Source organism: Roseateles asaccharophilus (assembly GCF_004362405.1).
GTDB lineage: Bacteria > Pseudomonadota > Gammaproteobacteria > Burkholderiales > Burkholderiaceae_C > Kinneretia > Kinneretia asaccharophila.
Map to the genome: position 1 here is coordinate 156,160 of NZ_SNXE01000005.1, position 25,581 is coordinate 181,740.

At 66.1% G+C, this 25,581-nt stretch carries 27 protein-coding genes; 17 read left to right on the forward strand and 10 right to left on the reverse strand.

Annotated elements, in window-relative coordinates:
- Positions 1-47 precede the first annotated feature (47 nt).
- From gspK to gspG, 5 genes are read right to left on the reverse strand one after another with little or no spacing between them, the layout of a single operon-like run.
- Positions 48-1,019 (reverse strand): type II secretion system minor pseudopilin GspK, encoded by a 972-nt coding sequence (gspK, locus tag DFR39_RS12575; protein ID WP_133603921.1) that lies wholly within the window; start codon positions 1,017-1,019, stop codon positions 48-50.
- Positions 1,016-1,669 carry a type II secretion system protein GspJ gene (locus DFR39_RS12580; RefSeq protein WP_133603922.1) on the reverse strand — a complete coding sequence of 218 codons (654 nt, stop codon included), beginning with the start codon at positions 1,667-1,669 and terminating at the stop codon, positions 1,016-1,018. The genes gspK and DFR39_RS12580 overlap by 4 nt, the downstream gene beginning before the upstream one ends.
- Positions 1,669-2,040 carry a type II secretion system minor pseudopilin GspI gene (gene gspI, locus DFR39_RS12585; protein WP_133603923.1) on the reverse strand — a complete coding sequence of 124 codons (372 nt, stop codon included), beginning with the start codon at positions 2,038-2,040 and terminating at the stop codon, positions 1,669-1,671. The genes DFR39_RS12580 and gspI overlap by 1 nt, the downstream gene beginning before the upstream one ends.
- Positions 2,037-2,516: a prepilin-type N-terminal cleavage/methylation domain-containing protein gene (locus tag DFR39_RS12590; protein ID WP_133603924.1), complete on the reverse strand. Its 480-nt coding sequence runs from the start codon at positions 2,514-2,516 to the stop codon at positions 2,037-2,039. The genes gspI and DFR39_RS12590 overlap by 4 nt, the downstream gene beginning before the upstream one ends.
- Before the next feature lie 23 nt (positions 2,517-2,539).
- Complete coding sequence (gene gspG, locus DFR39_RS12595) at positions 2,540-2,977, reverse strand: type II secretion system major pseudopilin GspG (RefSeq protein ID WP_162849518.1); 438 nt, start codon at positions 2,975-2,977, stop codon at positions 2,540-2,542.
- Between the two features lie 45 nt (positions 2,978-3,022).
- On the opposite strand from gspG, the gene DFR39_RS12600 reads away from it, so the two are divergent.
- Complete coding sequence (locus DFR39_RS12600) at positions 3,023-3,637, forward strand: hypothetical protein (protein WP_133603926.1); 615 nt, start codon at positions 3,023-3,025, stop codon at positions 3,635-3,637.
- 32 nt (positions 3,638-3,669) lie between these two features.
- Here the strand turns inward: DFR39_RS12600 and DFR39_RS12605 are convergent, their stop codons facing one another.
- Both DFR39_RS12605 and ilvA read right to left on the reverse strand, forming a co-directional pair.
- The gene (locus tag DFR39_RS12605; RefSeq protein WP_133603927.1) at positions 3,670-4,773 is read right to left on the reverse strand and encodes a nicotinate-nucleotide--dimethylbenzimidazole phosphoribosyltransferase; all 1,104 of its coding nucleotides are present in this window, start codon (positions 4,771-4,773) and stop codon (positions 3,670-3,672) included.
- 70 nt (positions 4,774-4,843) lie between these two features.
- On the reverse strand, positions 4,844-6,430 hold the full coding sequence (ilvA, locus tag DFR39_RS12610) for a threonine ammonia-lyase, biosynthetic (RefSeq protein ID WP_133603928.1): 1,587 nt from the start codon (positions 6,428-6,430) through the stop codon (positions 4,844-4,846).
- Between the two features lie 47 nt (positions 6,431-6,477).
- Between ilvA and DFR39_RS12615 the strand changes: the two genes are divergently transcribed.
- Together DFR39_RS12615 and DFR39_RS12620 are read left to right on the forward strand one after the other, a co-directional pair.
- Complete coding sequence (locus DFR39_RS12615) at positions 6,478-6,732, forward strand: hypothetical protein (RefSeq protein ID WP_133603929.1); 255 nt, start codon at positions 6,478-6,480, stop codon at positions 6,730-6,732.
- 109 nt (positions 6,733-6,841) lie between these two features.
- Positions 6,842-7,264, forward strand: a complete 423-nt coding sequence (locus tag DFR39_RS12620) for an OsmC family protein (protein ID WP_133603930.1) — start codon at positions 6,842-6,844, stop codon at positions 7,262-7,264.
- Positions 7,265-7,274: 10 nt separating this feature from the next.
- Here DFR39_RS12620 and coq7 read toward each other — a convergent pair whose 3' ends face one another.
- Positions 7,275-7,922: a 2-polyprenyl-3-methyl-6-methoxy-1,4-benzoquinone monooxygenase gene (coq7, locus tag DFR39_RS12625; protein WP_133603931.1), complete on the reverse strand. Its 648-nt coding sequence runs from the start codon at positions 7,920-7,922 to the stop codon at positions 7,275-7,277.
- Positions 7,923-8,191: 269 nt separating this feature from the next.
- Between coq7 and DFR39_RS12630 the strand changes: the two genes are divergently transcribed.
- The 8 genes from DFR39_RS12630 (at position 8,192) to DFR39_RS12665 (ending at position 17,137) form a co-directional block, all read left to right on the forward strand.
- A complete protein-coding gene (locus tag DFR39_RS12630; RefSeq protein WP_133603932.1) occupies positions 8,192-9,196 on the forward strand; it encodes a porin in 1,005 nt (334 codons plus the stop codon).
- Positions 9,197-9,422: 226 nt separating this feature from the next.
- Complete coding sequence (locus DFR39_RS12635; protein ID WP_133603933.1) at positions 9,423-10,814, forward strand: porin; 1,392 nt, start codon at positions 9,423-9,425, stop codon at positions 10,812-10,814.
- 157 nt (positions 10,815-10,971) lie between these two features.
- Complete coding sequence (locus tag DFR39_RS12640) at positions 10,972-11,742, forward strand: DUF3047 domain-containing protein (protein ID WP_133603934.1); 771 nt, start codon at positions 10,972-10,974, stop codon at positions 11,740-11,742.
- 246 nt (positions 11,743-11,988) lie between these two features.
- Positions 11,989-12,972 (forward strand): ABC transporter permease, encoded by a 984-nt coding sequence (locus tag DFR39_RS12645; protein ID WP_133603935.1) that lies wholly within the window; start codon positions 11,989-11,991, stop codon positions 12,970-12,972.
- A gap of 1 nt (position 12,973) precedes the next feature.
- The gene (locus tag DFR39_RS12650; RefSeq protein ID WP_133603936.1) at positions 12,974-14,197 is read left to right on the forward strand and encodes a M20 aminoacylase family protein; all 1,224 of its coding nucleotides are present in this window, start codon (positions 12,974-12,976) and stop codon (positions 14,195-14,197) included.
- Between the two features lie 7 nt (positions 14,198-14,204).
- Entirely contained in the window at positions 14,205-15,146 is a 942-nt protein-coding gene (locus DFR39_RS12655; RefSeq protein WP_133603937.1) for an ABC transporter permease, read from the forward strand.
- 12 nt (positions 15,147-15,158) lie between these two features.
- Complete coding sequence (locus DFR39_RS12660; protein ID WP_133603938.1) at positions 15,159-16,145, forward strand: ABC transporter ATP-binding protein; 987 nt, start codon at positions 15,159-15,161, stop codon at positions 16,143-16,145.
- Positions 16,142-17,137 (forward strand): ABC transporter ATP-binding protein, encoded by a 996-nt coding sequence (locus DFR39_RS12665; protein ID WP_133603939.1) that lies wholly within the window; start codon positions 16,142-16,144, stop codon positions 17,135-17,137. Before DFR39_RS12660 ends, DFR39_RS12665 begins: the two co-directional genes overlap by 4 nt.
- 25 nt (positions 17,138-17,162) lie before the next feature.
- On the opposite strand, the gene lptM is transcribed toward DFR39_RS12665, so the two are convergent.
- The gene (gene lptM, locus DFR39_RS20195; protein WP_162849506.1) at positions 17,163-17,336 is read right to left on the reverse strand and encodes an LPS translocon maturation chaperone LptM; all 174 of its coding nucleotides are present in this window, start codon (positions 17,334-17,336) and stop codon (positions 17,163-17,165) included.
- A gap of 12 nt (positions 17,337-17,348) precedes the next feature.
- Between lptM and cyaY the strand changes: the two genes are divergently transcribed.
- Positions 17,349-17,702: an iron donor protein CyaY gene (cyaY, locus tag DFR39_RS12670; RefSeq protein WP_133603940.1), complete on the forward strand. Its 354-nt coding sequence runs from the start codon at positions 17,349-17,351 to the stop codon at positions 17,700-17,702.
- A 68-nt stretch (positions 17,703-17,770) separates the two neighbouring features.
- Here cyaY and DFR39_RS12675 read toward each other — a convergent pair whose 3' ends face one another.
- Positions 17,771-20,158, reverse strand: coding sequence for a penicillin-binding protein 1A (locus DFR39_RS12675; protein ID WP_133603941.1), 2,388 nt, complete (start codon positions 20,156-20,158; stop codon positions 17,771-17,773).
- A 287-nt stretch (positions 20,159-20,445) separates the two neighbouring features.
- On the opposite strand from DFR39_RS12675, the gene DFR39_RS12680 reads away from it, so the two are divergent.
- From DFR39_RS12680 to DFR39_RS12700, 5 genes are read left to right on the forward strand one after another with little or no spacing between them, the layout of a single operon-like run.
- Positions 20,446-21,525, forward strand: coding sequence for a pilus assembly protein PilM (locus tag DFR39_RS12680; RefSeq protein WP_133603942.1), 1,080 nt, complete (start codon positions 20,446-20,448; stop codon positions 21,523-21,525).
- Entirely contained in the window at positions 21,522-22,130 is a 609-nt protein-coding gene (locus tag DFR39_RS12685; RefSeq protein ID WP_133603943.1) for a PilN domain-containing protein, read from the forward strand. Before DFR39_RS12680 ends, DFR39_RS12685 begins: the two co-directional genes overlap by 4 nt.
- A 12-nt stretch (positions 22,131-22,142) precedes the next feature.
- Positions 22,143-22,841, forward strand: coding sequence for a type IV pilus inner membrane component PilO (locus tag DFR39_RS12690; protein WP_133603944.1), 699 nt, complete (start codon positions 22,143-22,145; stop codon positions 22,839-22,841).
- Complete coding sequence (locus tag DFR39_RS12695) at positions 22,838-23,383, forward strand: pilus assembly protein PilP (RefSeq protein ID WP_133603945.1); 546 nt, start codon at positions 22,838-22,840, stop codon at positions 23,381-23,383. The genes DFR39_RS12690 and DFR39_RS12695 overlap by 4 nt, the downstream gene beginning before the upstream one ends.
- Entirely contained in the window at positions 23,383-25,575 is a 2,193-nt protein-coding gene (locus DFR39_RS12700; RefSeq protein ID WP_133603946.1) for a type IV pilus secretin PilQ, read from the forward strand. Before DFR39_RS12695 ends, DFR39_RS12700 begins: the two co-directional genes overlap by 1 nt.
- Positions 25,576-25,581 lie beyond the last annotated feature (6 nt).

Below are 25,581 nucleotides of genomic sequence, written 5' to 3' on the forward strand. Positions count from 1 at the left end.
ACGCATTCTAGGAGTAGGGCGTGACGCTTGCGGGATGGCGCCCGGCTTCAGCGCCCGGCCTTGAGCTGCAGCTGGCTGCGTTCGCGGCTGATGACCTGCATTTCCAGATCCCGGCGCCGTATCAAGGAGCGCTCCTCGAGCACCCGTTCTTCCAGCCGCAGGCGCCCGCTGACGATGAAATGGCTGCTGGCCACGGAGGCGCGCTCGGCGCTCAGCACGATGCTGCTGGGCAGCTGGGTTCGGGCTTCATCGAGGCTGCGCAGCGGACTGTTCTGGCGCTGCTGCACCATGCGCTGGGCCGTGGCCAGATCCATGCCGTCGAAGAGGGCGGCGATCACCTCACGCGGCGCGGTATTGAGGTTGACCGGTGTCGGGGTGGGCAGCAGGGTCAGCAGGGGGCGCAGGCGCTCCACGCTCTCGGCGGGCAAGCCCAGCCATTGCAGCTGCTCCAGGCTCTGCGGGCGCAGGGGGGCGTCGGCCCCGGTGTTCTCGCCGCCCTCGGCAAAAGCTTGCCGCAGGGCGGTGTTGATGCGTGCGGCCGTGTCGGCAGGCAGGCCGGCGCTCTCGCACAGGCGCTCCAGCGTCCGCAGCTCCAGCGCCGGATCGGCGGCGCGCAAGAGGTTGCGCAGGTTGTACTGGGCCTGGGCGTCTGCGAGGCTGCCCGAGAGAAAGGCCTCCGGCCCCTCGTCCGCTGCGCTGTTGTTGTTGCGATCCGCCGCCAAAAAGGTGGACAGCCGGGCTTCCGCCAGGGGCACGGCCCAGATCTCGCCCAGGTGATCGACGGGCTCGCTGCGATTGGCGCGGGCGTCTTCGCGCAGGATCAGGCGCGCCCAGTCCAGGGCACCTTGCAGGATCCAGGCGGACTGGGCGCGGGCGCGTTCGGCGGCCTCGATCTGCACCGCCCGGTACTGGCGCCACACCATGGCACCGGCCAGGCTGGCCACCAGGCTGACGATGAGCATGGCCGTGAGCAGGGCTGCACCCCGCTGTTTCCGGCGCCCTGTGCCCAGGCGGCTCATGGCTGCCCCCCCAGCAAAACCTGGCGCGTCAGCTCTCCGGACTCGCTGAACTGCAGCAGCATGCGCACGCCGGCCGGCAGCACACGCACGCTGCTGCCTGCGCCGGGACCGGAGGCCGCCGTGCCGGGGGCGGGCGCCAGGTCATCGCTGGACTGGGCGTTGCTCCAGGCATTGCCGCGGAAGAAGAACATCTGCCAGGCACTCAGGCCCTCCAGCATGCGGATCTCGCGGCCCGGGCTCTCCAGGCCTTGCTGGCTGCGGCTGAAGGCTTCGATCAAGGCCTGCTGACCTTGCAGGGGCTGGCTTTCCCAGCGGTACAAAGCACCCTCGCGCAGTCGCCAGACCACCAGCTGCAGGCCCTGCGCCTGGCGGCGCGTCAGGCGCAGGGCATTGCCGTCGAAGGCCAGGGCCGGAACCCGAGCCAGCTCGCTGTCCTGCAGCAGGCGCAGGTCCAGCTCCCATTGCACCAGCACCGCCTGCAGCCGCTCGCTGCGCAGCAGGCTGGCCTGGCTGATCTCGCGGGCGCGCAGCATGCCGTCAATGCCGCGCCAGCCCAGCACGGCGATCACGGCCATGATCAGGAGGGCGACCAGCACCTCTACCAGCGTGAAGCCGCCAGGGCGCCGGAATGTGGCCGGAGCGTGCCGCATCAAAAGCGTCCCAGGATGGTCGAGATGGCGAGCAGGGGCTGGCCCTCGGCGCTTGCGATACGTGCATCCACCCGCCGGAAGTTGGGGTTGGGTGTCGGGCTGACCAGCAGGCGGCCCTGGTAATCGCGGCCGAGCTGCCGGCAAGCGAAGTCCTGTTCGCCCACGCCGGGAAACTGCCGGCTCAGGCGCAGCTCCACCAGCTGGTTTTCGGCGCACCATTGCGCGGCGCTCACCAGGGCCAGACGTTCCGCGTTGTCGGTCAATGCGCTGGCCGCCTTCAGACCCGCAGCCAGGGTGATGCCCACAATGGCCAGGGCCACCAGCACCTCAATCAGGGTGAAGCCCTGCGCGGAATGTCGGCGGCGATTCATCGGCGGCTGTCCTCGTACTGGGGGGAGAACGGCCCCAGGCCGTCGGTCGCCAGGGTCAGGCTTTGCGCACCCAAGCTCAGGCGCAGGCGCTGCGCGCCGATCACCGGCTCCGGCCCCAGCACCACGGCGCCGGCCCCGCCCAGGATGTCCACCGCGACCGGCTCGCCCAACCAGCGGCTGGGCAGGGCCATGCGCTCGGGCAGGCCCTCGAAGCGGAACTGGGCGCCGCTGCTGTCATCGGCCACCGGCCGCCAGCGAACCGCCAGGCCCGAGGCGCGCGCCTCGGCCCTGGCGCTCTCGAACAGGGCGGCCAGGCGCTCGCCCTCGCGTTCCAGCTGCGCGGTGGCCGGGTCGCGCAGGCCCAGGCTGATCGTGGCCGCCGCAATCGCGATCAGGGCCACGACTACCAGGAGCTCGATCAGGGTGAAACCTCGCTCGGCGCCCGAGCCGGTCCGGCTGCTCCGCGCGCATGCCACAGCAAGCGGCAGGGGAGATGCCACTATTGCCAGGACCCGATATCGGCGTCCTTGCCCTCGCCGCCCGGGCGGCCGTCGGCGCCCAGGCTGTAGACATCGATCTCGCCCTTCACGCCAGGATTGGCGTACTGGTAGGGGCGGCCCCAGGGGTCATTGGGCAGCTTCTCCACATAGGGCTTCCAGTTGGCCGGGATGGGGCCGCTGCTGGGCTTGCGCACCAGAGCCTCCAGGCCTTGCTCGGCGCTTGGGAAGCGCTGGTTGTCCAGCTTGTAGAGCTTGAGCGCTTGCATCAGGTTGTTGACATCGGTGCGGGCGGCGGTCACTCGGGCGTCATCGGCGCGGTCCAGCACATTGGGCACGACCAGGGCGGCCAGCACGCCGATGATGACCAGCACCACCAGCAGCTCGATCAGGGTGAAGCCGCGCGCGCGGCGGGGTCGCTCAATATGGTTTGCGTGCATTGCTGCGGGCGGGAAAGAGTAATTTCGCTGAATCATAATCGCCGCATGCTTGCGCGAATATTGGCTTTTCTGGTCTGGGCCCTGCTGGCGGGGCTGGCCGTCTTCTGGGGGCTGAGGCTGCTGTCCCGCCCCTTGCCCGTGCCGGCCCAGGCGGTGTCGGCCCAGGCTGCGCCCGCGCTGCGGGCGGACCTGGGGCGGCTGCTGGGCAGCGCCGCAGCCCCGGCAGAGATGCCGCAGGCCCAGGCGCCCGCCGATGCGCGTTTTCGCCTGTTGGGCCTGGTGGCGCCGCGTCATGCCGAACGCCATGACACCGAGGGTGTTGCCGTGATCTCGGTGGACGGTGCGCCGCCGCGGCCGGTGCGGGTCGGTGGCGTGGTCGAGGGCGATTTGCGCCTGCTGGCACTGGATCGTCAATCGGCTTCGCTGGGCAGCCAGGGGCTTGTGCGGGTGCGCCTGACCCTCAGCCCTCCGATGCCGGCGGCCACGGGCACGCTGCCTCCGGCACAGCCCGGCGCGGGCTGGCAGCCGCCCCCAGGCGGTGCCCCGCCCGCGGCCACGCCGGGTCTGGTGGATGGGCAGCCGGTGGCGCCGGCGCAGCACTCGGGCACCGAAGTGCTGCCCGCGCCGGGTCAGTCGGTGCGCGAGGCCGCGACGCGCTGAGCTTCGGTCGCCGGCGCTGCAGCGCCCCGGTTTCAGAACATGGGTCGGGGCGGGGTGACGGCCTCGGTCAGCAGGGGCAGGGGGTTGGAGTCGCTATGGCCCGGGCCGCTATGCGGCGGGTGCTCGGCGAGGTCGTGAAGATCGCTGAGCAGGGATGCGGCGCAACGGATCAGGGGCCAGGCCAGCGCGGCGCCCGTGCCATCCTGGCCTTCCATGCCCAGCTCCAGCAGGGCCGAGGCATGGAACTGGGCCAGGGCCTCATCCAGTCCGCGATGGCTGTGGCTGCGACAGAAGACCGCATAGTCCGTGACAGGGGCGGCGATCAGCGCGGCCACGCGCAGGGCTGCGCAGGCGGCCATGCCGTCGACGATGATGAGGTGGCGCTTGCTGGCGGCCACCAGCATGGCGCCGACCATCACGGCGATCTCGTAGCCGCCCACCGCTGCCAGAACGTCCAGGGGCTCCTGAAGGTCGCGGTGGCGGGCCTTGGCCACACCGAGAATCTGCAGCAGATGCGCCTGTTGCTCGGCCGGCATATCGGGGCCGGAGGTGATGAAGTCCCGCAAGGGCTGACCGCTGAGCATGGACAGCAGCAAGGCGGCACTTTCCTGTGAGCCCTGACCCAGACCGGCACAGGCAAGCACATTGCCGGCCAGATTGTCGGCAATCTCCATGCCGACGCGCAGGGCGGCATGGGCCTGTTCCATGCTCATGGCCGCGCTGCTGCGGGCGTTGCGTGTGCCATGAGCGATCTTGCGCGCCAAGAGGCGGGGGTGGGGGAGCAGGGCGTCGGCCAAGCCGCAGTCCACCACATGCATGCCCAGGCCCTGCTGCTTGGCAAACACGGCCAGGGGCAGACGTTGCTTCAGCGCCAGCAAGGCCTGGTCACGGCTGCTGCGACCATGAAGCAGACCGATGCCATCCACGGCCATGCCGTGGTCGGCCGCAAACAAGGCCAGTGCCGGGTTGCTGAAGCGCGGGGTGAGGCTGCCCTGAACCAGACCCAGCCGCACGGCCAGCGGTTCCAGCTCACCCAGTCCACCGGCCAGGGCGGCGCGGCGGTCTATGCGATCACGCAGGGCCCTCTCCAGCTCGGGATTGGCGGTGGGCGAGATCAGCGATTGGTGGATGGGCATGGCAGTCGGGATTTTGCGGTCTGCCGGGCGCTTGCGTCATCGGCATGCCCCCCAAGGCCTTGGGGGAGGCTCAGCGCAGGAAGAGCTTGTAGACCGGGTTCTGACTTTCGTCCTGATAGGGGTACTGCAGGGAGTCGAGAAAGCTGCGCAGGGCCGCGCTGTCGCCCCGTGGGACTTCGATGCCCACCAGGATGCGGCCATAGTCCGCGCCCTGGTTGCGGTAGTGGAAGAGGCTGATGTTCCAGTCCGGATGCATGCTCGACAGAAAGCGCATCAAGGCGCCCGGGCGCTCGGGGAAGGTGAAGCTATACAGGCGCTCGTGTCTGGCCTGTTCGCCCCGTCCACCCACCATATGGCGCAAATGCTGTTTGGCCAGCTCGTTGTCGGTCAGGTCCAGGGTGGGGAAGCCGTTCTTGACGAAGAGTTTGGCCAGCTTGGCGGCTTCCTCGCGCTTCTGTATGGATACGCCCACGAAGATGTGGGCTGACTCGGCATCGGCAATGCGGTAGTTGAACTCCGTCACGCTGCGCGGGCCGAGCAGTTCGCAAAAGCGCAGAAAGCTGCCGCGTTCCTCGGGGATCGTGACAGCAAAGAGGGCCTCACGCTGTTCGCCCACCTCGGCCCGCTCGGCGACGAAGCGCAGGCGGTCGAAGTTCATGTTCGCGCCGCAGGTGATGGCCACGAAGGTCTGACCCTTGGCACCGGTCTGGGCCGCGTACTGCTTGATGGCGGCGACGCCCAGGCCGCCGGCGGGCTCCAGGATGCTGCGCGTGTCCTCGAATACATCCTTGATGGCGGCGCAGACGGCGTCGGTGTCCACGATCACGAAGTCGTCCACCAGGGCCTTGGTGATGCGGAAGGTCTCCTCGCCCACCAGCTTGACGGCCGTGCCGTCGGAGAACAGGCCCACATCGGCCAGCTGCACCCGCTTGCCGGCCTTGACCGAGCGGGCCATGGCGTCGGAATCCTTGGTCTGCACGCCGATGATCTTGATCTCCGGGCGCACGGCTTTGATATAGGCCGCCACGCCCGAGATCAGGCCGCCGCCGCCGATGGCCACGAAGATGGCATCGATGGGGCCGGGGTGCTGGCGCAGGATCTCCAGCGCGATGGTGCCCTGGCCGGCGATCACATCCGGGTCGTCGAAGGGATGGACGAAGGTCAGGCCCTGCTCACGTTCCAGTTCCAGCGCGCGACCATAGGCATCGGTAAAGCTGTCACCGTGCAGCACCACCTCGCCGCCCAGGGCCTGGACGGCGTCGATCTTGACCTTGGGTGTGGTGACGGGCATCACGATCACGGCGCGGCAGCCCAATCGCTTGGCAGACAGTGCCACGCCCTGTGCGTGGTTGCCGGCCGAAGCGCAGATCACGCCCTGGGCGCGCGCCTCGGGCGAGAGATGGGCCATCTTGTTGTAGGCGCCGCGCAGCTTGAAGCTGAAGACGGGCTGTTGGTCCTCGCGCTTCAGGAAGACCTTGTTGCCCAGGCGCTTGGACAGATTGCGGGCCTGGTCCAGCGGGGTTTCAATCGCCACCTCGTACACCTTGGCATTGAGGATCCGCTGCAGATAGCTGTTGTCGCTGTGAATCAGCGCGGGGGGCTGGCTGCTGCTGGGGCTCTTGCGAGGGGTGCGGCGCGAGGGGGCGGGGCCGGCCATGGATGTTCTCCCTAGGGTCTATTGCGGCGCAGCATGATAGCCCGTGGGTGATCGTGGACATTTCCGCGCCGTGCGGGGCCGGCGCGAAAAAAAAGCCCGAGTTCTTGCGAACTCGGGCTAAATCCACCATGGAGGCGGTGGAGGAGACAATCTGTGCAAAGCTCAGCGCCGTGGTGATGGCACGCGAATGGTTCTTGGTGTTCTCAATTGGTGCAGTGCGGAAAATACTGCATCATTTTGGTAACTACCTTGTTCTGCGCGCATCCACCTTTGAACAAGGGCTGATTTCTCTGCCTGCGTAGAATTCTAATGGCAAGGCATGCTGCGCTGCAAAAAAATGTTTTGCAGGCGAGGTATCAATTCACGCCAGTCCCCGGCCCGGGGTTTGGCCCTGACCGCAAAGGACGAGGGATGGAGTGCACGATCAACTGGATGGGGGCCGATGGCATGGCCTTTGTGGCCGAAACCGGCAGTGGCCATCTGCTCAATATGGACGGCGCTCCGGATGGTGGCGGACGCAATCTGGCGCCGCGACCCATGGAAACGGTGCTGGCCGGAACCGGGGGCTGCACGGCGTATGACGTGGTCCTGATTCTCAAGCGCGGCCGCCATGATGTGCGTGGCTGCCAGGTCAAACTCAGGGCGGAACGCGCGCAGACCGAGCCCAAGGTGTTCACCGCGATCCACATGCACTTTGTGGTCAGTGGCCGGGGCTTGAATGCGGCGGCGGTGGAGCGCGCCGTGGCGCTCTCGCACGAGAAGTACTGTTCGGCCAGCATCATGCTGGCCAAGACCGCCGAGATCACGACCTCGGTCGAAATCGTCGAGGTCTGAAGCGGCGGGCTCAGATGCGGTGGGCGGTCACCGTCATGACCTTGGCCGCCAGGCGCATCAGGCCTTTGACGGGCGCGGGGAGCTCCTGGGCGCCGGCTGCCAGGGCCTCGTCGGCATGCCGGGCCTCGTCCGCCTTCATCTGGGCCACGATGGCGCGTGAGACGGTGTCATTGGCCGGCAGCTTTTCCAGATGCCCGGCCAGATGGGCTTCCACCTGACGCTCGGTCTCCACCACAAAGCCCAGGCTGCGCCGGTCGCCGGCCAGTCCCGCCAGGCTGCCGAAGGCAAAGGCACCGGCCCACCAAAGCGGGCCCAGATAGCTGGGGCGGCTGCCGAGTTGTTCGAGGCGCTCGCGGGTCCAGGCGAGATGGTCGGTCTCTTCCTGGGCGGCCTGACGCAGCTGGTCTTGCAGGGCTGGGTTGCGACTGAAGAGGGCCTGCGATTGGTAGAGCGCCTGGGCACAGACCTCGCCCACATGATTGACGCGCATCAATGATGCGGCGTAGCGGCGCTCCGCTGCATCCAGGGGCGCTCCTGGCTCCTGTTCGGGTTTCGGCGCGGGTCGGGCGGCCGCCTGATGGGCAAACACGGTGCGCAGACCCTGATCCAGGCTGGCCAGGAGCCGATCGGGCCCGCTGAGGCGAGATTGATCATTCATGCCGCCAGTGTAGGGCTTGGGGAACTGCCTTATGGGGGCCTATGGCAGCCGATTTGCCCCCTGAATTTCCTCGCAATTCATGAAGAATTGATGAGAATCCGTTGCGTTGCGCGAGGACAACGAAGTCACTGCTTTTTCCTGGCCCGACCCTGTTCAGGTGTGATCCGCTCTGGTGCAATACGGCAACTTCCGCTCAGGAGGTTGGCCCGATCAGCCCCCACCACAAGGCTTCCTGGATCGGGGCCTCTTACTCAACCAAGGAGAATCGAATGAAGAAATCCATGATTGTGCTGGCCGTGCTCAGCTCCATGGCGGGCGTTGCGGCGGCTCAGTCCTCGGTGACGCTGTTCGGCGGCGTGGACCTGAATGCCCGCTACAACAAGGGCGGCGGCAAGACCTTGAAGACCATGGGCACGGACGGCATCTACAGCAGCCGTTGGGGCCTGCGTGGCGTGGAAGACCTGGGCGGCGGTCTGAAGGCCGGTTTCTGGCTGGAGTCGGCCATCAACCCCGATGATGGCACCACCAACTCGTCGCGCTTCTGGCATCGTCGCGCTTCGGTCAGCCTGATGGGTGACTTCGGTGAAGTGCGTCTGGGTCGCTATCTGACCAACCAGTTCACCGGCTTTGCCGACTTCGATCCCTTCGGCACCAACGGTGTGGGCGACTCGAACAAGCTGACCGACACCCTGGGCAGCGGCGTTACCAGCACCGTGCGCGCTGACAATATCGTGGGCTACTTCCTGCCCTCGAACCTGGGTGGTTTCTACGGCTCGGCCGAAATCTCCGCTGGTGAAGGCCAGACCTCCCCGGCCGCGAACAACAAGTTCATGGGCTTCCGCCTGGGCTATGCCCAAGGTCCGGTGAACGTGAGCTTTGCCTTCGCCAACAGCGATCCCGACACCTCCAACACCGACTACAAGCGCACCACCTTCGGCGCTTCGTACGATCTGAAGGTTGTCAAGCTGATGGGCTTCTACCAGACCAACAAGTTTGGCGCTCGTAAGCAGAACATCGGCCTGGTCGGCGCTACCGCCCCCCTGGGTAACGGCACCATCCGCGCTTCTTACGCTCAGTCCAGCCTGGCCACCCAGCTGGCCGTGGGTTATGTCTACGACCTGTCCAAGCGCACCGCCCTGTACGGCTCGGTGGCTCGCGTGACCAACGACAACGGCACCACCTCGGCTGTCAAGGTTGCTGGTCCCTCCGCTTGGGTGATCCGTGCCGGCCAAGACAACGGCGGCGTGGAAGTGGGCGTTCGCCACACCTTCTGATGTTCGACCCGCGCAAGCGGGTTCCTCATCAGCGAAAGCCGCCCTCGGGCGGCTTTTTTCATGCCTGCTCCTTTTGTCTGTCGCGGCAGCGACAGGGTTTGTGCTTGTAGGTCTCGAGCAACATTGCCGAGGCGGGGCGTAGCCCTTGACGAGACAATTCACCCTAGCTGATACGTCATGAAAATGTCTTGGGTGCGCCCGGACAAGAAGCCAAGGAGACAAACCCGTGAAGAAGACTGCATTGATTCTGGCGCTGGCCGCCGCAAGTACCGCGAGCTGGGCCCAGTCCTCGGTAACCGTTTACGGCATCCTGGACGGCGGTGTGAGCTACACCACCGGTATCGCCGGCGGCGCGCGCAAGCAGGTGGTCAGCGGCATCATGGACGGCTCGCGCTTCGGCCTGCGCGGCAACGAGGATCTGGGTGGCGGCTACCGCGCCCTGTTCCTGCTGGAAAACCGCACCGAGCTGGATACCGGCAGCAATAGCAATGCCCCCGTGTCGGGCAACACCTTCCTGCCGGATCGCTGGGGCAAGGCCTCGGGCATCTTCACACCGACCAACTTCGTTCTGCCCAGCACGGTGCCCGCTCCGGTGGCGGCCCAGCTGATCGGCGCCGCACGCGCCGGCCTGGCCTCGGCGCTGCAGACCACCACCAACACCCTGGGCGCTCGCCTGTCGGCGGCCTCCTTCGGTGTGAATATCGGCAACGCCCGCTTCTGGGACCGTCAGGCCTATGTGGGGCTGGTCACACCCGTGGGCGCGGTTCTCGCCGGCCGCCAGTACACCCCGGCCTATGAGCTGAATGCGACCTTTGACACCATGGGTACGCAGTCCAGCCTGGCCGCAGGTCAGGTGGCTGCCGTTCCGGCGGTGATCGACATCCGTCAGAACAATGCCCTGCAGTACCGCATCCAGCAGGGTGGCCTGAGTGCCAGCCTGATGGTGGCCGCCGGTGAGGGTGAGGCTAGCCAGGGTCGCTTCGTGGGTGCCATGGCCATGTATAAGACCGATGCCTACGGCGTGGGTCTGGGCGTCAACACCAAGAAGAATGAGCTGGGTCAGCGCGCGCTGCGCACCATCACCTTCGGCGCCTCGGCCAAGGTTGGACCGGGCACGGTGAGCTTCCTTTACAACGATGTGTCCGATCCGAATCCGTCGGGCCTGTCGGCACTGCTGGGTGGCCTGAGCGGCGCCCTGAGCACCCAGATCGTGCCCGGCCTGGCTGCGCAGATCAACGCTGCCGCGCCCGGCATCGGCACTGCGCTGGCCGGCCAGATCAATGTGGCAAGCCTGGTCAACGACTACAAGCAGGCCTTCGTGCAGGACGCGACGCTGTTCAGCATTGGCTACAAGATGACGTTCGGCCCGCACACCATCTACACGGCCTACAACAGCTTCAATGACAAGGGGCGCTTCAACGGCGACACCGACTCTTATGGCGCTGTGTACACCTACGCCCTGTCCAAGCGCACCGACCTGAACTTTGTGTTCACCCATTTCGACAACAAGGCCGGTGGTCAGGCGGCGCCCGGTCAGGCGGGCTTCCTGGGCGGCTTCACCCGCGCGCCTGGCGTAGACTCCAACAATGTGGCCATGGGTGTGCGTCACCGCTTCTGATTGAAGGTGCGCGCCCGACACGGCGGCAGGTCCGCGGTGTAGGTGGCGCTCAGCAAGCCTGCTTAAGGGCCGCCGTGTGCGGCCCTTGCTGCTTTTGGAGGACTTGGTTTTGCAATCGTCTGAGGGAATCGGGCTGCGGCCGGCTCGCCTGCTGCTGATGTTGGGCCTGAGCGTGGCGGCGGCGGGCTGTGCGCACAAGGAAGCCTCGCTGGAAGCGGCGGCCCAGGCGCTTGCGGCGGAACTGCCCGATTGGTCGGCGCGCGGCCTGCCGGGCAAGCGCAGTACCTCTTACGGCCTGGCCAGCCGGGGAGGGCGCAGCTGTGTGCTGGCCCAGGCGGAGCAGTCGGCCAGCCTGTGGCGTCGGCGTCTGTCGATTGCACCGGAGGCGCTGGCGGGCCTGGAGTTCTCCTGGTGGTTGCTCAGCGCCCAGGCGGAGGCCACGGTGACCCAGGCCGAGCGCGACGATGCGCCCGCGCGACTGGTGTTGGCCTTCGATGGCGATGTGCGGCGCCTGTCGCTGCGCACTCGCAGTCTTTTTGAGCTGATGGAAACCATCAGCGGTGAGGCGCCACCCTATGCCACCTTGATGTACGCCTGGGACAGTCGCGGCGCCGCCGCCGAAACCGTGGTGACCAGCAGTCATAGTGACCGGGTGCGCAAGATCGTGGTGGGTTCCGGGCCGGCGCCAGGGCGCTGGCTGGACTTTCAGCGTGATGTGCGCGCTGATTTCGAGCGGGCCTACGGAGAGCCTCCCGGAGCCTTGATCGGCGCGGCCTTGATGACGGATGCGGACAATACGCGCTCCCGCAAGAGCGCCTGTTACGGCGATGTGGTGTTCCGTTCGGCGCAGGGGGAGGTGCTGCCCGGCAGTCTGCGGCTGCGCCGTCCGGCAGCCGGCGAGACGGTGCGTTTGACGCCAGGCTCTTAGGGCTTTCCCGTTTGCCGCTGTGGCCGGACTTCTCCATGATGGCGCCCAGCCGATTCATGCACTGCCTTGGTGCTTGGATCGATCTGCATGCGCCCCGGGGCTGCCTTGCTGTAATGACCAGCTGCCGAGCTGTGCGCCTGTTATGCGCTGCCAGAGCGCGGCGTGGCTTGTGGCGGCTGGCCCGAATCGTGCATTCAAGGAACGTGGTGATGGCCCACATTCCTCCCAATCGCTGACCGACAAGACATGCTAGTTTTCATTCTCAGACGCCTTGCCCAGGCCATCGTCGTGATGCTCACGGTGGCTTTCATCGCCTTCATGCTGTTCCAGTATGTGGGTGATCCCGTCACCAATCTGCTGGGTCAGGACGCCACGCCCGAGCAGCGCGAGCAGCTGCGCAAGGATCTGGGTCTGGATGATCCCTTCCCGGTTCAGTTTGCCAAGTTCATCGGCAATGCGGTCCAGGGCGAGTTCGGCCTGAGCCTGCGCCAGGGACGCAAGGTCTCCACCCTGATTGCCGAGCGCTTCCCGGCCACCCTGGAGCTGGCCATGGCGGCCGGCGTGATTGCGCTGGGGGTGGGCATACCGCTGGGCGTCTATGCGGCCTTGCGACGAGGGCGCTTCTCCTCGCAGCTCCTGATGACGCTATCCCTGCTGGGCGTGTCCCTGCCTACTTTCCTGATCGGCATTCTGCTGATCCTGATCTTCGCCGTGACGCTCAAGTGGATGCCCAGCTTCGGCCGCGGCGACGTGGTCACCCTGGGCAGCTGGACCACGGGTCTGCTGACCCTTGATGGTCTCAAGCACCTGATCCTGCCGGCCGTCACGCTCTCGGTCTTCCAGCTGACCCTGATCATGCGTCTGGTGCGCGCCGAGATGCTGGAGGTGCTGCGCACCGATTACATCAAGTTCGCCCGCGCCCGGGGTCTGAGCAATCAGGCGGTGTACTTCGGCCATGCGCTCAAGAACACCCTGGTGCCGGTGATCACCATCACCGGCCTGCAGCTGGGCTCGCTGATCGCCTTTGCCATCATCACCGAGACCGTGTTCCAGTGGCCGGGCATGGGCCTGCTCTTCATCCAGGCCGTGCAGTTCGCCGACATCCCGGTGATGGCAGCCTACCTCTGCCTCATCTCCTTCATCTTCGTCACCATCAATCTGCTGGTCGACATGCTGTATTTCGCGGTCGATCCGCGCCTGCGCATCGAGGGCAAGGCCGGAGGCCATTGAGATGCAGGCGCTGAGCGAGAACGGTGCCTATCGGCGCCTGTTCGCCTTGCGCGGTGAGCTGACCGCGCTGCGGCGCGAACTGCACGCCATGCCTGAGCTGGGCTTTCAGGAGACCCGCACCGCGGCGCGCGTCGTGGAGGCCTTGCGCCTGTGCGGGGTGGACGAGATCCACACCGGCATCGGCCGTACCGGCGTGGTGGCGGTGATCCATGGTCGCGGCGGGGCTGGCGGTCGCCAGATCGGCCTGCGCGCCGATATGGACGCATTGCCGCTCCAGGAAGACAACGAGGTGCCCTGGCGCTCCGCCACGCCCGGTCTCATGCATGCCTGTGGCCACGATGGCCACACCACCATGCTGCTGGCGGCCGCACGCTACCTGGCCGAGACTCGCCGCTTCGAGGGCAGCGCCGTGCTGATCTTCCAGCCCGGTGAGGAGGGCTATGCCGGCGCCCGCGAGATGATCCAGGATGGGCTCTTCGAGCGCTTCCCGGTCGAGTCGGTCTATGCCATGCACAACTGGCCGCTGATGCCGGCCGGGCGCATCGGCCTGAATGCCGGGGCCATGATGGCGGCCGCGGACCAGGTCGAGATCGTGCTGCAGGGGCGTGGCGGTCACGGTGCTCATCCGCATCTGGCGGTCGATCCGGTGCTGATGGCCGGCCATGTGATCACCGCCGTGCAGAGCCTGGTCTCGCGCAATGTGGCGCCCCTGGATCAGGCCGTGGTGAGCCTGTGCGCCATGCAGGCGGGCGACCCCGGCGCCTTCAGCGTGATCCCGCGCGAGGCCCGGCTCACCGGCACGGTGCGCACCTTCCGTCCCGAGGTGCAGCAGCTGCTGGAGGAGCGGCTCAATGCCCTGGTTGAGTCCCTGGCCCTGGGCTTTGGCGGCCATGCCACGGTGAACTACAAGCGCCTGTACCCCGCCACCATCAACAGCGCGCCCGAGGCCGCCTTCGCGGCCCGGGTGGCCGCCTCGCTTGTCGGGGAAGCCCAGGTGCAGACCGATCTGCCGCCCAGCATGGGCTCGGAAGACTTTTCCTTCATGCTGCAGGTCAAGCCGGGCGCCTATCTGCGCATCGGCCAGGCCGCGGCCGATGGCAGCGGTGCCTGCAGCCTGCACAACCCCCGCTACGACTTCAATGACGAGATCCTGCCCCTGGGCGGCGCGCTGTTCGCCGCCCTGGTGGAGCAGGGTCTGCCCCTGACTTCTTCGCTTTCGGAGTGAACCATCCATGAGCAGTTCTACCGCCCCGGCCGGTGCCGCGCCAAGCGCCCTCAAGCGCTTTTTTGACGGCGATGTCTGGCACTCATTCTGCAATTCACCCACCGCCATCATCGCGGCGGTGATCGCCTTCATCTGCATCTTCTGCGCGCTCTTTGCCGAGTTCGTGGCGCCGCACAACCCCTTCGATCTGGCCTCGCTGGAGCTGATGGATGCCCGCCTGCCCCCGGCCTGGATGGATGAGGGCAAGGCCAAGTACCTGCTGGGCACCGATGACCAGGGGCGAGACATCCTCTCGGCCCTGATGTACGGCGCCCGCATCTCGCTCTTCGTGGGCCTGGCATCGGTGGCCTTGTCGGTGCTGATCGGTGTGGGCCTGGGCCTGCTGGCCGGCTTTGTGGGCGGCAAGGTGGATGCCTTCATCATGCGCGTCTGTGATGTGATGCTGTCCTTCCCCTCCATCCTGATCGCCCTGCTGATCGACGGTGTGGGCCGGGCCATGTTCCCCAACGCGCACGACACCCTGGCCTTTGCGGTGCTGATCCTGGCTATCTCCCTGACCGGCTGGGTGCAGTACGCCCGCACGGTGCGCGGCTCCACCCTGGTGGAGCGCAACAAGGAATATGTGCAGGCCGCGCGCGTGATCGGCGTGAGCCCGCTGCGCATCATGCGCAAGCATGTGCTGCCCAATGTGCTGGGGCCGGTGCTGGTGCTGGCCACCATCCAGGTGGCGGCCGCCATCATCACCGAGGCCACCCTGTCCTTCCTGGGCGTGGGCGTGCCCCCCACCAGCCCCTCGCTGGGCACCCTGATCCGCGTGGGCAATGACTTCCTGTTCTCGGGTGAGTGGTGGATCACCATCTGGCCCGGCGTGATGCTGGTGCTGATCGCCCTGTCGGTGAACCTGCTGGGCGACTGGCTGCGTGATGCCCTGAATCCCCGTCTGCGCTGATTGACTAACGCCATGACTGCACCTCTTCTTCAAGTCCGCAATCTGCGTGTCGAGTTCCCGACCCGGCGCGGCACCCTGCTGGCCCTGGACGACATCAGCTTTGACATCGCGCCGGGCGAGATCCTGGGCGTGGTGGGTGAATCCGGCGCGGGCAAGTCCCTCACCGGCGCGTCCATCATTGGCCTGCTCGACCCTCCGGGGCGCATCGCCAGCGGGGAAATCCTGCTGGAGGGCCGCCGCATCGACAACCTGCCCTACGAGGAGATGCGCAAGGTCCGCGGCCGCCAGATCGGCGCCGTGTTCCAGGACCCGCTGACTTCGCTGAACCCGCTCTATACCGTGGGGCGTCAGCTGATCGAGACCATCACCACCCATCTGCCGCTGACCGAGGCCCAGGCGCGCACCCGCGCCATCGACCTGCTCAAGCAGACCGGCATCCCGGCGGCCGAGCAGCGCATCGACCAGTACCCGCACCAGTTCTCGGGTGGCATGCGCCAGCGCGTGGTGATTGCCCTGGCCCTGGCGGCCGAGCCCAAGCTGATCGTGGCGGACGAGCCCACCACGGCGCTGGATGTCTCCATCCAGGCGCAGATCATTTCCCTGCTCAAGCGCGTGTGCAAGGAGCAGGGAGCGGCCGTGATGCTGGTGACCCACGATATGGGCGTGATCGCCGAGACCTGTGATCGCGTGGCCGTGATGTACGCGGGTCGCGTGGCCGAGATCGGCCCGGTGCACGATGTGATCCACAAGCCGGCGCACCCGTACACGGTGGGTCTGATGGGCTCCATCCCCGCCATGGACGAGGATCGCGAGCGCCTGTTGCAGATCGATGGCGCCATGCCGCGCCTCAACGCCATCCCCACCGGCTGCGCCTACAACCCGCGCTGCCCCAAGGTGTTTGAGCGCTGCCGCGTCGAACGCCCCGAACTGATGCCGGTGGCCGCCACGCGCGCGGCCTGCTGGCTGCATCAAGCCGCCCACAAGGAAGCCGCTGTATGAGCAACGCTTTGGTCGAAGTCCGGGACCTGGCCAAGATCTTCGATGTCTCGCCGCCCTGGTTGAACCGGGTGGTGGAACGCAAGCCCAAGGCCTTTGTCCATGCCGTGGACGGCGTGAGCTTCTCCATCGAGAAGGGCAAGACCCTGGCCCTGGTGGGTGAGTCGGGCTGTGGCAAGAGCACCGTGGCGCGTCTGCTGGTGGGCCTGTACAAGCCCACACAGGGGCAGGTGCGCTTTGATGGCGCCGACACGGCCCAGACCCTGGCCGGTCCCGGGGGCCAGGCCTTGCGCCGGCGCATGCAGATGATCTTTCAGGATCCCTATGCCTCGCTGAACCCGCGCTGGAAGGTGCAGGACATCATTGCCGAGCCGCTGCGAGAGCACGGCCTGGTCAGCAAGCCAGAGGCCCTGCGTGAGCGCGTGGGCGAGTTGCTGCGTTCGGTGGGCCTGTCGCCGGTGGATGCCGAGAAGTTCCCGCACCAGTTCTCCGGCGGCCAGCGCCAGCGCATCTCCATTGCCCGCGCCCTGGCCACCCAGCCCGAGTTCCTGGTCTGCGACGAGCCGACCTCGGCCCTGGACGTGTCGGTGCAGGCCCAGGTGCTCAACATCATGAAGGACCTGCAACGTCAGCAGGGTCTGACCTACCTCTTCATCTCGCACAACCTGGCGGTCGTGCGCCATGTGGCGGATCAGGTGGGCGTGATGTATCTGGGGCGCCTGGTCGAGGTGGCCGACAAGGCCCAGCTCTTCAGCGCGCCGCGCCACCCCTACACGCGCATGTTGCTGGATGCGATTCCCGACATCCACATGACCGGCCGCGCCCGCACTCCCGTGCAGGGTGAGGTGCCCAACCCCCTGAATCCGCCCAGTGGCTGCAGCTTCCACCCGCGCTGCCCGCACGCCAACGCCCGCTGCAAGAGCGAGCGGCCGGCGCTGAGCGAGTTCAAGGGCGTGCGCGTGGCCTGCCACGCGGTCGAGGAAGGGCGGATCTGAGTCCGGCCCCGGACTCGGTGGCCGCCTAGCGCGGTGCCGGGCTGGCCGCGCTGGCCGGCTGGGCGGGTGCGGGCAGCTTGAGCGGACCTTTCTGGCCGCAGCCGGCCAGCAGCACTGGCACCAGGGTCATCAGGGCCAGGGCTAGGGCGCGCTGAGCGCGCGGGCCTACACTTGCGGACTTCTTTGTGTTCATCTTCATGCCCGCGAGTTTATGACCGCTCCTGCCGCCACGCCGCTCAGCGATGCCGACTACCACGCCCAGACCCATGCCCTGTTGGCGCGGGTGGAGGCCCAGATCGATGCCTGGCTGGAGGCCGATGTGATCGATATCGACACGCATCGCAGCGGTGGTCTGCTGGAGCTGTCCTTCCCCAATGGCAGCAAGATCGTGCTGAACACCCAGCCTCCCTTGCAGGAGCTGTGGTTGGCGGCGCGTCAGGGCGGCTACCACTTCCGCCATGTGCAGGGGCGCTGGCTGGAGCGCGAGGGGCGTGAATTCCTGGCCCTGCTGTCCGAGGCTGCCAGCGCGCAGGCGGGCCGTCCGCTGGCCTTTACACCGGCCTGAGCGCGCGCCGATAGGCTCAAGAAATGGCCCCGCGCCGCGGGGCTTTTTCGTGTGGCGCTGATCGCCGATCAGCGCTTGAAGAGGTCGAGGATGCTCTTCTTTTCCTCGGGGCTGGCTTCCTTGGGCAAGCTTGCCTCGTTGTTCAGGCTGCGCACGCCCTCGTTGCCCGCGTACTCGTCGTAGTACCACTCGCCGTTGAGCTGGACCACGCCCTCGGGCGCGGCGTACTCGGCCACCGGCACATTGCGCAGGGCGTAGCTCATGTACTCGATCCACACCGGCAGGGACAGGCCACCGCCGGTCTCCCGGCTGCCCAGCTTGCGCGGCTGGTCGTAGCCAATCCAGACCACGGCCACCACCTCGCGCTGGTAGCCGGCAAACCAGGCGTCCATGGAGTCGTTGGTGGTGCCGGTCTTGCCGTACAGGTCCGGGCGCTTGAGCGTGGATTGGGCGCGGGCCGCGGTGCCGCTGCGCGTGACCTCCTGCAGCAGCTGGCTCATCAGGAAGGCGTTACGGGGCTCAATGACCTGCGGGGTGTCCTCGGCGCTGAGCGCGGGTGCCTCGTACAGCAGTCGGCCTTTGTCGTCGGTCAGCTTGGCAATCAGCCGGGGTGTCAGCAGGTGACCGCCGTTGGCGAAGACGGCGTAGCCCTGGGCCATCAGCATGGGGGTCACGGAACCGGCGCCGAGCGCCATGGTCAGATAGGCCGGGTGCTTCTCGGCCTCGAAGCCAAAGCGGCCCACCCAGTCCTGCGCGAAATGCACGCCGGTGGACTGCAGCACCCGGATCGAGACCATGTTCTTGGACTTGGCCAGGGCCTTGCGCAGGGGCATGGGGCCGTCGAAGGTGCCGTCGTAGTTCTTGGGCTCCCAGGGCTGGCTGCCCGTGGTGCTGGCATCGAAGAACAAGGGGGCATCATTGACCACGGTGCTGGGCGTGAAGCCTTTTTCAAGCGCCGCCGAGTAGATGAAGGGCTTGAAGGCTGAGCCGGGCTGACGCCAGGCCTGGGTCACGTGGTTGAACTTGTTCTTGGCGTAGTCGAAGCCGCCCACCATGGCGCGCACATTGCCGTTGCGCGGGTCCAGCGAGACAAAGGCCCCCTCGACCTCGGGCAGCTGGGTGATGGTCCAGAAGGGCTTGTTGCCCCCGGTCTGCAGCACGCGGATCACCGCACCCCGGCGTATGCGGGTCTTGGGGTTACCCTTGTCGCTCAGGCCCGAGGTGGCGGGCTTGAGGCCCTCGCCCGTGATCTCGATGCTGTCACCGTTCTGAAGCGCGGCCACCACCTTCTTGGGCTCGGCCGAGAGCACCACGGCGGGCAGCAATTCGTCATTGGCAGGATGGTCGGACAGGGCCTCGGCCACGCGCGCATCCAGGTCGGCGGGGTCGGCCGGCAGGTCCACAAAGGCCTCGGGGCCGCGATAGACCTGGCGGCGCTCGTAGTCCATGATGCCGCGGCGCAGGGCGCGGTAGGCGCTCATCTGCTCGTCGGCACGTACGGTCAGGTAGACATTGAGGCCGCGGCTGTAGGTGTCTTCGCCGTACTGGTTGAAGATCATCTGGCGGGCGAGTTCGGCCACATACTCCGCGTGGGTGGTGTTCTCGCTCATCTGCGGCCGGTAGCGCAGCTTCTGGGCCTTGGCCTCCAGATGCTGTTCCTCGCTGATGAAGCCGTTTTCCAGCATGCGGTCGATGATGTGGCGCTGACGCACCGTGGCCCGCCGCGGATTGCTGATGGGGTTGTAGGCGGAAGGGGCCTTGGGCAGTCCGGCCAGCATGGCGGCCTCGGCGATGCTGATGTCCTTGAGCTGCTTGCCGAAGTAGACCTCGCTGGCTGCTGCGAAGCCGTAGGCGCGGTGACCCAGGAAGATCTGGTTCATATAGATTTCCAGAATCTTGTCCTTGGGCAGGGCGTTCTCGATCTTCAGCGCCAGCAGGATCTCGTAGATCTTGCGTACAAAGGTCTTCTCACTGCTCAGGTAGAAATTGCGCGCGACCTGCATGGTGATGGTGGAGGCGCCCTGGCTGCGGGAGTCGCTGACATTGGCCAGCCCGGCGCGGATCACGCCCAGGTAGTCCACGCCGCCATGCTGGTAGAAGCGGGCATCCTCAATGGCCAGCACCGCGTCCTTCATGACCTTGGGGATCTCCTGCACCGGCAGGTAGTTGCGGCGCTCCTCGCCAAACTCGCCCAGCAGTGTGCCCTCGGCCGAGAGCACGCGCAGCGGCAGCTTGGGGCGATAGTCGGTCAGGCCCTGGATGTCGGGGAGGTTGGGGTAGGCCATGGCCAGGCCCAGGCCGACCAGGATCAGCACCGCCGTGGCACCGGCGACCGCCAGCCCCAGCAGCCAAGCCAGGCTTCGCCCCAGGAAGCTCAGGGCAGGGTGGGCGGTGTGGGAGGGGTGCTCAGACTCAGACGAAGCGCGCTGAGGGGTCTTTTTCTTGGGGTCGCTCATGGGCCTCCGGATGGCTGGCGGCGATTATAGGAAGGCCCACCATCGGATTCGTGCCGAGCGTGAATACGTCACCAGGCGGGGGGCCAAGGATTCAAGTCCGGGCAAACAGGCTGTTTTTTCCGGCTTTCAATTCGCGCCCAGCGTGTATGGTTCGCAACGTGGTGTTACCTGCTGTGGCGGGAAAGCCTCGGGCCGTCAAGGGCTTTGCTGCTAGCATTCAAGTAACTTATTAATAGTCATCGGCACTCCTAAAGCGTGTTGGGGCCGGATTTGGGGGAACAAGCGTCATGGGATTTCTTGACGTGCTGTTGGGTCGCAAGCATCCGCCCATGATTGGCCTGGATATCAGTTCGTCCAGCGTCAAGCTGGTGGAGCTGAGCCAGAGTGCCAGCGGCGAGATGGTGCTGGAGCGTTTCGCGTCCGAGCCGTTTGAGCGTGGCTGGATCACGGACGGCCAGATTGAGAAGTTCGACGAGGTGGCCGATGCGGTGCGTCGTGTGGTGGCCCGCAGCGGCACCCGCACCCGCGACGCCGTGCTCGCCATGCCCCAGTCCGCCGTGATCACCAAGAAGATCATGCTGCCCGCCGGGCTGCGCGAGGAAGAGCTGGAGATCCAGGTCGAGGCCGAGGCCAACCAGTACATCCCCTTCTCGCTGGACGAGGTGAGTCTGGACTTCTGCGTCATCGGGCCGAGCCCGACCTCGGTCGGTGATGTCGAGGTGCTGATTGCCGCCTCGCGCAAGGACAAGGTGCAGGATCGCCAGGGCTTGGCCGAAGCGGCCGGCCTGCGTCCCGCGGTGCTAGACATCGAGTCGCATGCCTCCCGCATGGCCATGGGCCGCCTGATCGCCAACCTGCCCGGCGAGGGCAAGGACGCGCTGGTGGCCCTGTTCGAGATTGGTGCCGACACCACCAGCCTCAAGGTGCTGCGCGATGACGAGATGCTGTACGACCGCGATCAGGCCTTCGGCGGCTCCCAGCTGACCCAGCTGATCTCGCGCCAGTATGGTTTCTCCTTCGAGGAGGCCGAGCAGAAGAAACTGTCCGGCGATCTGCCGGAGGACTTCGAGACCGCGGTGCTGAATCCCTTTGTGGACAGCCTGTCCCAGGAAATCGGGCGCGCTCTGCAGTATTTCTTCACCAGCACCCCGCACCACAAGGTGCATTACGTGATGCTGGCCGGCGGCACGGCCACGCTCAATGGCTTGAAGGAGCGCGTGACCGAGCTCACGGGCTTTGCCTGCATGGTGGCCAATCCTTTTGAGAACATGGCCCTGGGCTCCGCGGTGCGCGAGGCCAAGCTGCGCCGCGAGGCGCCCGCCTACCTGACCGCCTGCGGTTTGGCGATGCGGAGGTTCTTCCAGTGATTCTGATCAACCTGCTTCCCCACCGGGAAGAAAAGCGCAAGCGCCGCAAGCAGGCCTTCTTTGTCGGCATGGGCATGGCGGCCCTGGCGGGTGCGGGCGTCGTGGGCGCGATCTGGATGTTGCTGATTCACCTCACCGATGAGCAGATCGCGCGCAACCAGTATCTGGGCACCGAGATTGCCCGTCTGGAACTGCAGATCAAGGACATTGCCAATCTGCGTTCGGAAATCGAAGCCCTGAAGTCGCGCCAGCGTGCGGTTGAGGATCTTCAGACCGATCGCAACACGCCCGTGCATCTGCTCAACGATCTTGCCCGCCATACGCCCGAGGGCATCTACCTGACCAGCATCCGTCAAGCTGACAAGGTGGTCACGCTCACCGGCATCGCGCAAACCAATGAGCGCGTCTCGGAGCTTCTGCGCAATACCGCCAACAGTTCCGAGTGGCTGGAGAAGCCCGAGCTGGTGGAGATCAAGCTGGCCAATCTGAGCACCAACAGCCGCGTGCGGCAGCGGCTGTTCGAATTTTCCATGCGTGTTTCGATCAAGGCGCAGCAGCCCGAGGCGCGCGAAGGCGCCGCGAGCGCGCCCAAGAAGCCGACCTGATCCGGATCTGCCATGGCGAGCAAAAAACTCCCCTCTATCAATATCGACCTGAACGCCTTGTTCGAGGACGCGGCCGATCAGTTTCGCGGCCTCAATCCCAACGAGCCGGGGCAATGGCCTTTGCTGCCTCGTCTGGCCGCCTTTGCGGCCGTGGTGGTGGCGGTGGTGGCGGTGGGCTGGTTCCTGCTGCTGTCCGATGTGCAGACCAACCTCGACGCCGAGCGCGGTCGCGAGCCGGCGCTAAAGGAAGATTTCCGCAACAAGCTGGCTCAGGCCATCAACCTGCCCGAGCTGCGCAAGCAGAAGAGTCAGGTCGAGGAATATGTGACCCAGCTCGAGAAGCAGCTGCCCGGCAAGGCCGAGATGGATGCCCTGCTGTCGGACATCAACCAGGCCGGGCTGGGGCGCGGTCTGCAGTTCGAGTTGTTCAGGCCGGGCCAGATCGTGGTCAAGGACTATTACGCCGAGCTGCCGATTGCCCTGCGCGTGTCCGGCAGCTACCACGATGTCGGTGCGTTCACGGCCGATGTGTCCAATCTCTCGCGCATCGTGACCCTGCACAACCTGAGCGTGGTGGCGCCCACGGGACGCGATGCCGACAGCGGCCATCTGAGCATGGAGGCCACGGCCCGGACCTACCGCTATCTTGATCCCACCGAAGTGGCTGAACAGAAGCGAGCGGCCGCCAAGGCCAAGGGGGCCAAGCCATGAGCGCGCGATCGATGATGAGCCGCCGTGCACGTCTGGCCTTGTTGGCCCTGCCCATAGTGCTGACGGCTTGTTCTTCCGAGATGGGAGAGCTTCAGGAGTGGATGGAGCAGCAGCGCCGCGAGGTTCGGCCCTCCATCAAGCCCCTGGTGCCCCCCACCAAGTTTCTCCCCGAGGCTTACATCGCCGAGCCCTTGGTCGAGCCCTTCAGCACCGAGAAGCTCAGCGTGGCCGTACGCCAGGATGCTGGCAAGACGAGCGCCTTGCTGAAGGCTGAGACCGCCCGTCGGCGGGAGCCGCTTGAGGCCTACCCGCTGGACAGCATGCGCATGGTGGGCAGCATCACGCGCCAAGGTCGCCGATACGCCCTGCTGCGCGTGGTGGACCTCTTGCATCAGGTGAAGGTAGGCGACTATATGGGCGAGAACTTTGGTCGTGTGACTCAGATCACCGAGACCGAAGTGAGCTTGCGAGAAGTCGTCCAGGATGCGGCGGGCGAGTGGGTTGAACGTGTCAACACGCTCACGCTGCGGGAGACGGACTGATGAAGAATTTCCAGGAGACCTTCAGCATGAGTCAGTGGCGCCGTCAGGCGGGAAACTTGGCATGGGCCCTTGGCCTGTGCGTCATGATGCCTTTGCAGGCGCTGGCGCAGAACGCCATCCGCGCCATTAACACCGTGCAGCAGGCGGGGGCGGAGGTGGTTCGCATCGAGCTGACCCAGCCGCTGACCGAGCTGCCGCGTGGCTTCACGGTCCAGACGCCGCCGCGCATTGCGCTGGACCTGCCCGGCGTCAGCAATGCGCTGGGGCGCAATCTGGTCGAGATCAACCAGGGCAATCTGCGTTCGGCCAATGTGGCCCAGGCGGGCGAGCGCACGCGCCTGGTGCTCAATCTGCGTCAACCTTCGGGCTACCGCGCCGAGTTGCAGGACAACGCGCTGGTCATCGTGCTGGATGCCGCGCCCGCCATTGCGGCCCCGGCCGCGTCTGCGACGCAAGAGCCGCTGCACTTTGCGCAGAGCCTGAACGCCCAGCCCCAGACTTTGCAGGACATCGATTTCCGCCGCGGCAATGATGGGGCCGGACGTGTGATCGTGAACCTGCCCAGCAATCAGGTCGGTGTGGACATCCAGCAGCAGGGCAAGAACCTGGTGGTGGAGTTCCTGCGTTCACAGCTTCCCGAGCGCCTGCGCCGCAAGCTTGATGTGGCCGACTTCGGCACCCCGGTTCAAAGCGTGTCCACCACCCAGAACGGTGATCGCGTGCGCATGCTGGTGGAGCCGCGCGGCAACTGGGAGCACAGCGCCTACCAGAGTGACAACCAGTTCGTCCTGGAAGTGCGGCCGCAGAAGGTGGACCCCAACAAGCTCACGCAGGGGCCGGGCTACGCCGGCGACAAGCTGAGCCTGAACTTCCAGAACATCGAGGTGCGCGCCCTCCTGCAGGTGATTGCCGACTTCACCAACTTCAATGTGGTGACCAGTGACTCCGTCGTGGGCAGTGTCACGCTGCGCCTGAAGGACGTGCCCTGGGACCAGGCCCTGGACATCATCATGCAGGCCAAGGGCCTGGGCCTGAAGAAGTCCGGCAATGTGCTCTGGATTGCGCCCAAGGACGAGTTGGCTGCCAAGGAAAAGCTGGATCTGGAGTCCAAGGCTCAGATCGCCAATCTGGAGCCCATGCGCACCCAGTCCATCCAGCTGAACTACACCCGGGCCGAGGAAGTGGCCAAGGGCCTGACCGGTCAGTCGTCCGGCCAGGGTGGCGGCAGCGGCGGGCAGAACAGTTCGCGCATCCTCTCGCCGCGTGGCAGCCTGATTTACGAAAGCCGTACCAACCAGCTCTTCGTCACCGACATCCCCTCCAAGCTGGAGGAGATCATGGCCATGATCGCCAAGATCGACGTGCCGGTGCGCCAGGTGCTGATCGAGGCGCGCATCGTCGAAGCCGATGACCGCTTCGGTCGTGCGCTAGGCATCAAGCTGGGTGCTCAGGATCTGCGCGGTTTGCAGGGCGGCATTCCGGGCTACAACCTCGGTGGCAACAACTACGTGACCATTGGCGGCAACCAGAGCGCTGTGGGGGCGCAGACCAACCAGGGCGTGGCGCAGAACTTCGCCAACAGCAACTTCGTCAATCTGCCAGCCAATGTGTCCTCGGACGCCTTCGGTGGTGCGAACGCCGCCAATTTTGCGCTCTCGCTGTTCAGTGCCACGGCCAACCGCTTCCTGAATCTGGAGCTGTCCGCGCTTGAAGCCGATGGCAAGGGCAAGATCGTCTCCAGCCCGCGCGTGGTGACGGCCGACCAGGTCAAGGCCCTGATCGAGCAGGGCGAGGAGCTGCCCTATCAGGTCGCCACCGCCAGCGGTGCCACCTCCATCCAGTTCCGCAAGGCCAACCTCAAGCTCGAGGTCACGCCCCAGATCACGCCCGAGGGCAATGTGATCCTGAATGTGGATGTGAACAAGGACAGCCGCGGTACCCTGACCCCGCAGGGCTATGCCATCAACACCAAGCATGTGCAGACGCAGGTGCTGGTGGAGAACGGCGGCACCGTGGTCATCGGCGGCATCTTCACGCTGACCGAACGCGACGATATTTCCATGGTGCCGGTGATTGGCAATGTGCCGGTGCTGGGCAATCTGTTCAAGAACAAGACCCGCATCTCGAGCAAGACCGAGCTGCTGATCTTCCTCACCCCCAAGGTCGTGACCGAGCGGGTGGTGGCGCGTTGAACCGCG

Excerpts from the sequence above, each read along its gene's own strand:
- gspK (WP_133603921.1), bottom strand. The coding sequence starts at position 1,019 with ATGAGCCGCCTGGGCACAGGGCGCCGGAAACAGCGGGGTGCAGCCCTG.
- DFR39_RS12580 (WP_133603922.1), bottom strand. The coding sequence starts at position 1,669 with ATGCGGCACGCTCCGGCCACATTCCGGCGCCCTGGCGGCTTCACGCTG.
- gspI (WP_133603923.1), bottom strand. The coding sequence starts at position 2,040 with ATGAATCGCCGCCGACATTCCGCGCAGGGCTTCACCCTGATTGAGGTG.
- gspG (WP_162849518.1), bottom strand. The coding sequence starts at position 2,977 with ATGCACGCAAACCATATTGAGCGACCCCGCCGCGCGCGCGGCTTCACC.
- DFR39_RS12600 (WP_133603926.1), top strand. The coding sequence starts at position 3,023 with ATGCTTGCGCGAATATTGGCTTTTCTGGTCTGGGCCCTGCTGGCGGGG.
- DFR39_RS12605 (WP_133603927.1), bottom strand. The coding sequence starts at position 4,773 with ATGCCCATCCACCAATCGCTGATCTCGCCCACCGCCAATCCCGAGCTG.
- ilvA (WP_133603928.1), bottom strand. The coding sequence starts at position 6,430 with ATGGCCGGCCCCGCCCCCTCGCGCCGCACCCCTCGCAAGAGCCCCAGC.
- DFR39_RS12620 (WP_133603930.1), top strand. The coding sequence starts at position 6,842 with ATGGAGTGCACGATCAACTGGATGGGGGCCGATGGCATGGCCTTTGTG.
- coq7 (WP_133603931.1), bottom strand. The coding sequence starts at position 7,922 with ATGAATGATCAATCTCGCCTCAGCGGGCCCGATCGGCTCCTGGCCAGC.
- DFR39_RS12630 (WP_133603932.1), top strand. The coding sequence starts at position 8,192 with ATGAAGAAATCCATGATTGTGCTGGCCGTGCTCAGCTCCATGGCGGGC.
- DFR39_RS12640 (WP_133603934.1), top strand. The coding sequence starts at position 10,972 with ATGTTGGGCCTGAGCGTGGCGGCGGCGGGCTGTGCGCACAAGGAAGCC.
- DFR39_RS12645 (WP_133603935.1), top strand. The coding sequence starts at position 11,989 with ATGCTAGTTTTCATTCTCAGACGCCTTGCCCAGGCCATCGTCGTGATG.
- DFR39_RS12650 (WP_133603936.1), top strand. The coding sequence starts at position 12,974 with ATGCAGGCGCTGAGCGAGAACGGTGCCTATCGGCGCCTGTTCGCCTTG.
- DFR39_RS12655 (WP_133603937.1), top strand. The coding sequence starts at position 14,205 with ATGAGCAGTTCTACCGCCCCGGCCGGTGCCGCGCCAAGCGCCCTCAAG.
- DFR39_RS12660 (WP_133603938.1), top strand. The coding sequence starts at position 15,159 with ATGACTGCACCTCTTCTTCAAGTCCGCAATCTGCGTGTCGAGTTCCCG.
- DFR39_RS12665 (WP_133603939.1), top strand. The coding sequence starts at position 16,142 with ATGAGCAACGCTTTGGTCGAAGTCCGGGACCTGGCCAAGATCTTCGAT.
- lptM (WP_162849506.1), bottom strand. The coding sequence starts at position 17,336 with ATGAAGATGAACACAAAGAAGTCCGCAAGTGTAGGCCCGCGCGCTCAG.
- cyaY (WP_133603940.1), top strand. The coding sequence starts at position 17,349 with ATGACCGCTCCTGCCGCCACGCCGCTCAGCGATGCCGACTACCACGCC.
- DFR39_RS12675 (WP_133603941.1), bottom strand. The coding sequence starts at position 20,158 with ATGAGCGACCCCAAGAAAAAGACCCCTCAGCGCGCTTCGTCTGAGTCT.
- DFR39_RS12680 (WP_133603942.1), top strand. The coding sequence starts at position 20,446 with ATGGGATTTCTTGACGTGCTGTTGGGTCGCAAGCATCCGCCCATGATT.
- DFR39_RS12690 (WP_133603944.1), top strand. The coding sequence starts at position 22,143 with ATGGCGAGCAAAAAACTCCCCTCTATCAATATCGACCTGAACGCCTTG.
- DFR39_RS12695 (WP_133603945.1), top strand. The coding sequence starts at position 22,838 with ATGAGCGCGCGATCGATGATGAGCCGCCGTGCACGTCTGGCCTTGTTG.
- DFR39_RS12700 (WP_133603946.1), top strand. The coding sequence starts at position 23,383 with ATGAAGAATTTCCAGGAGACCTTCAGCATGAGTCAGTGGCGCCGTCAG.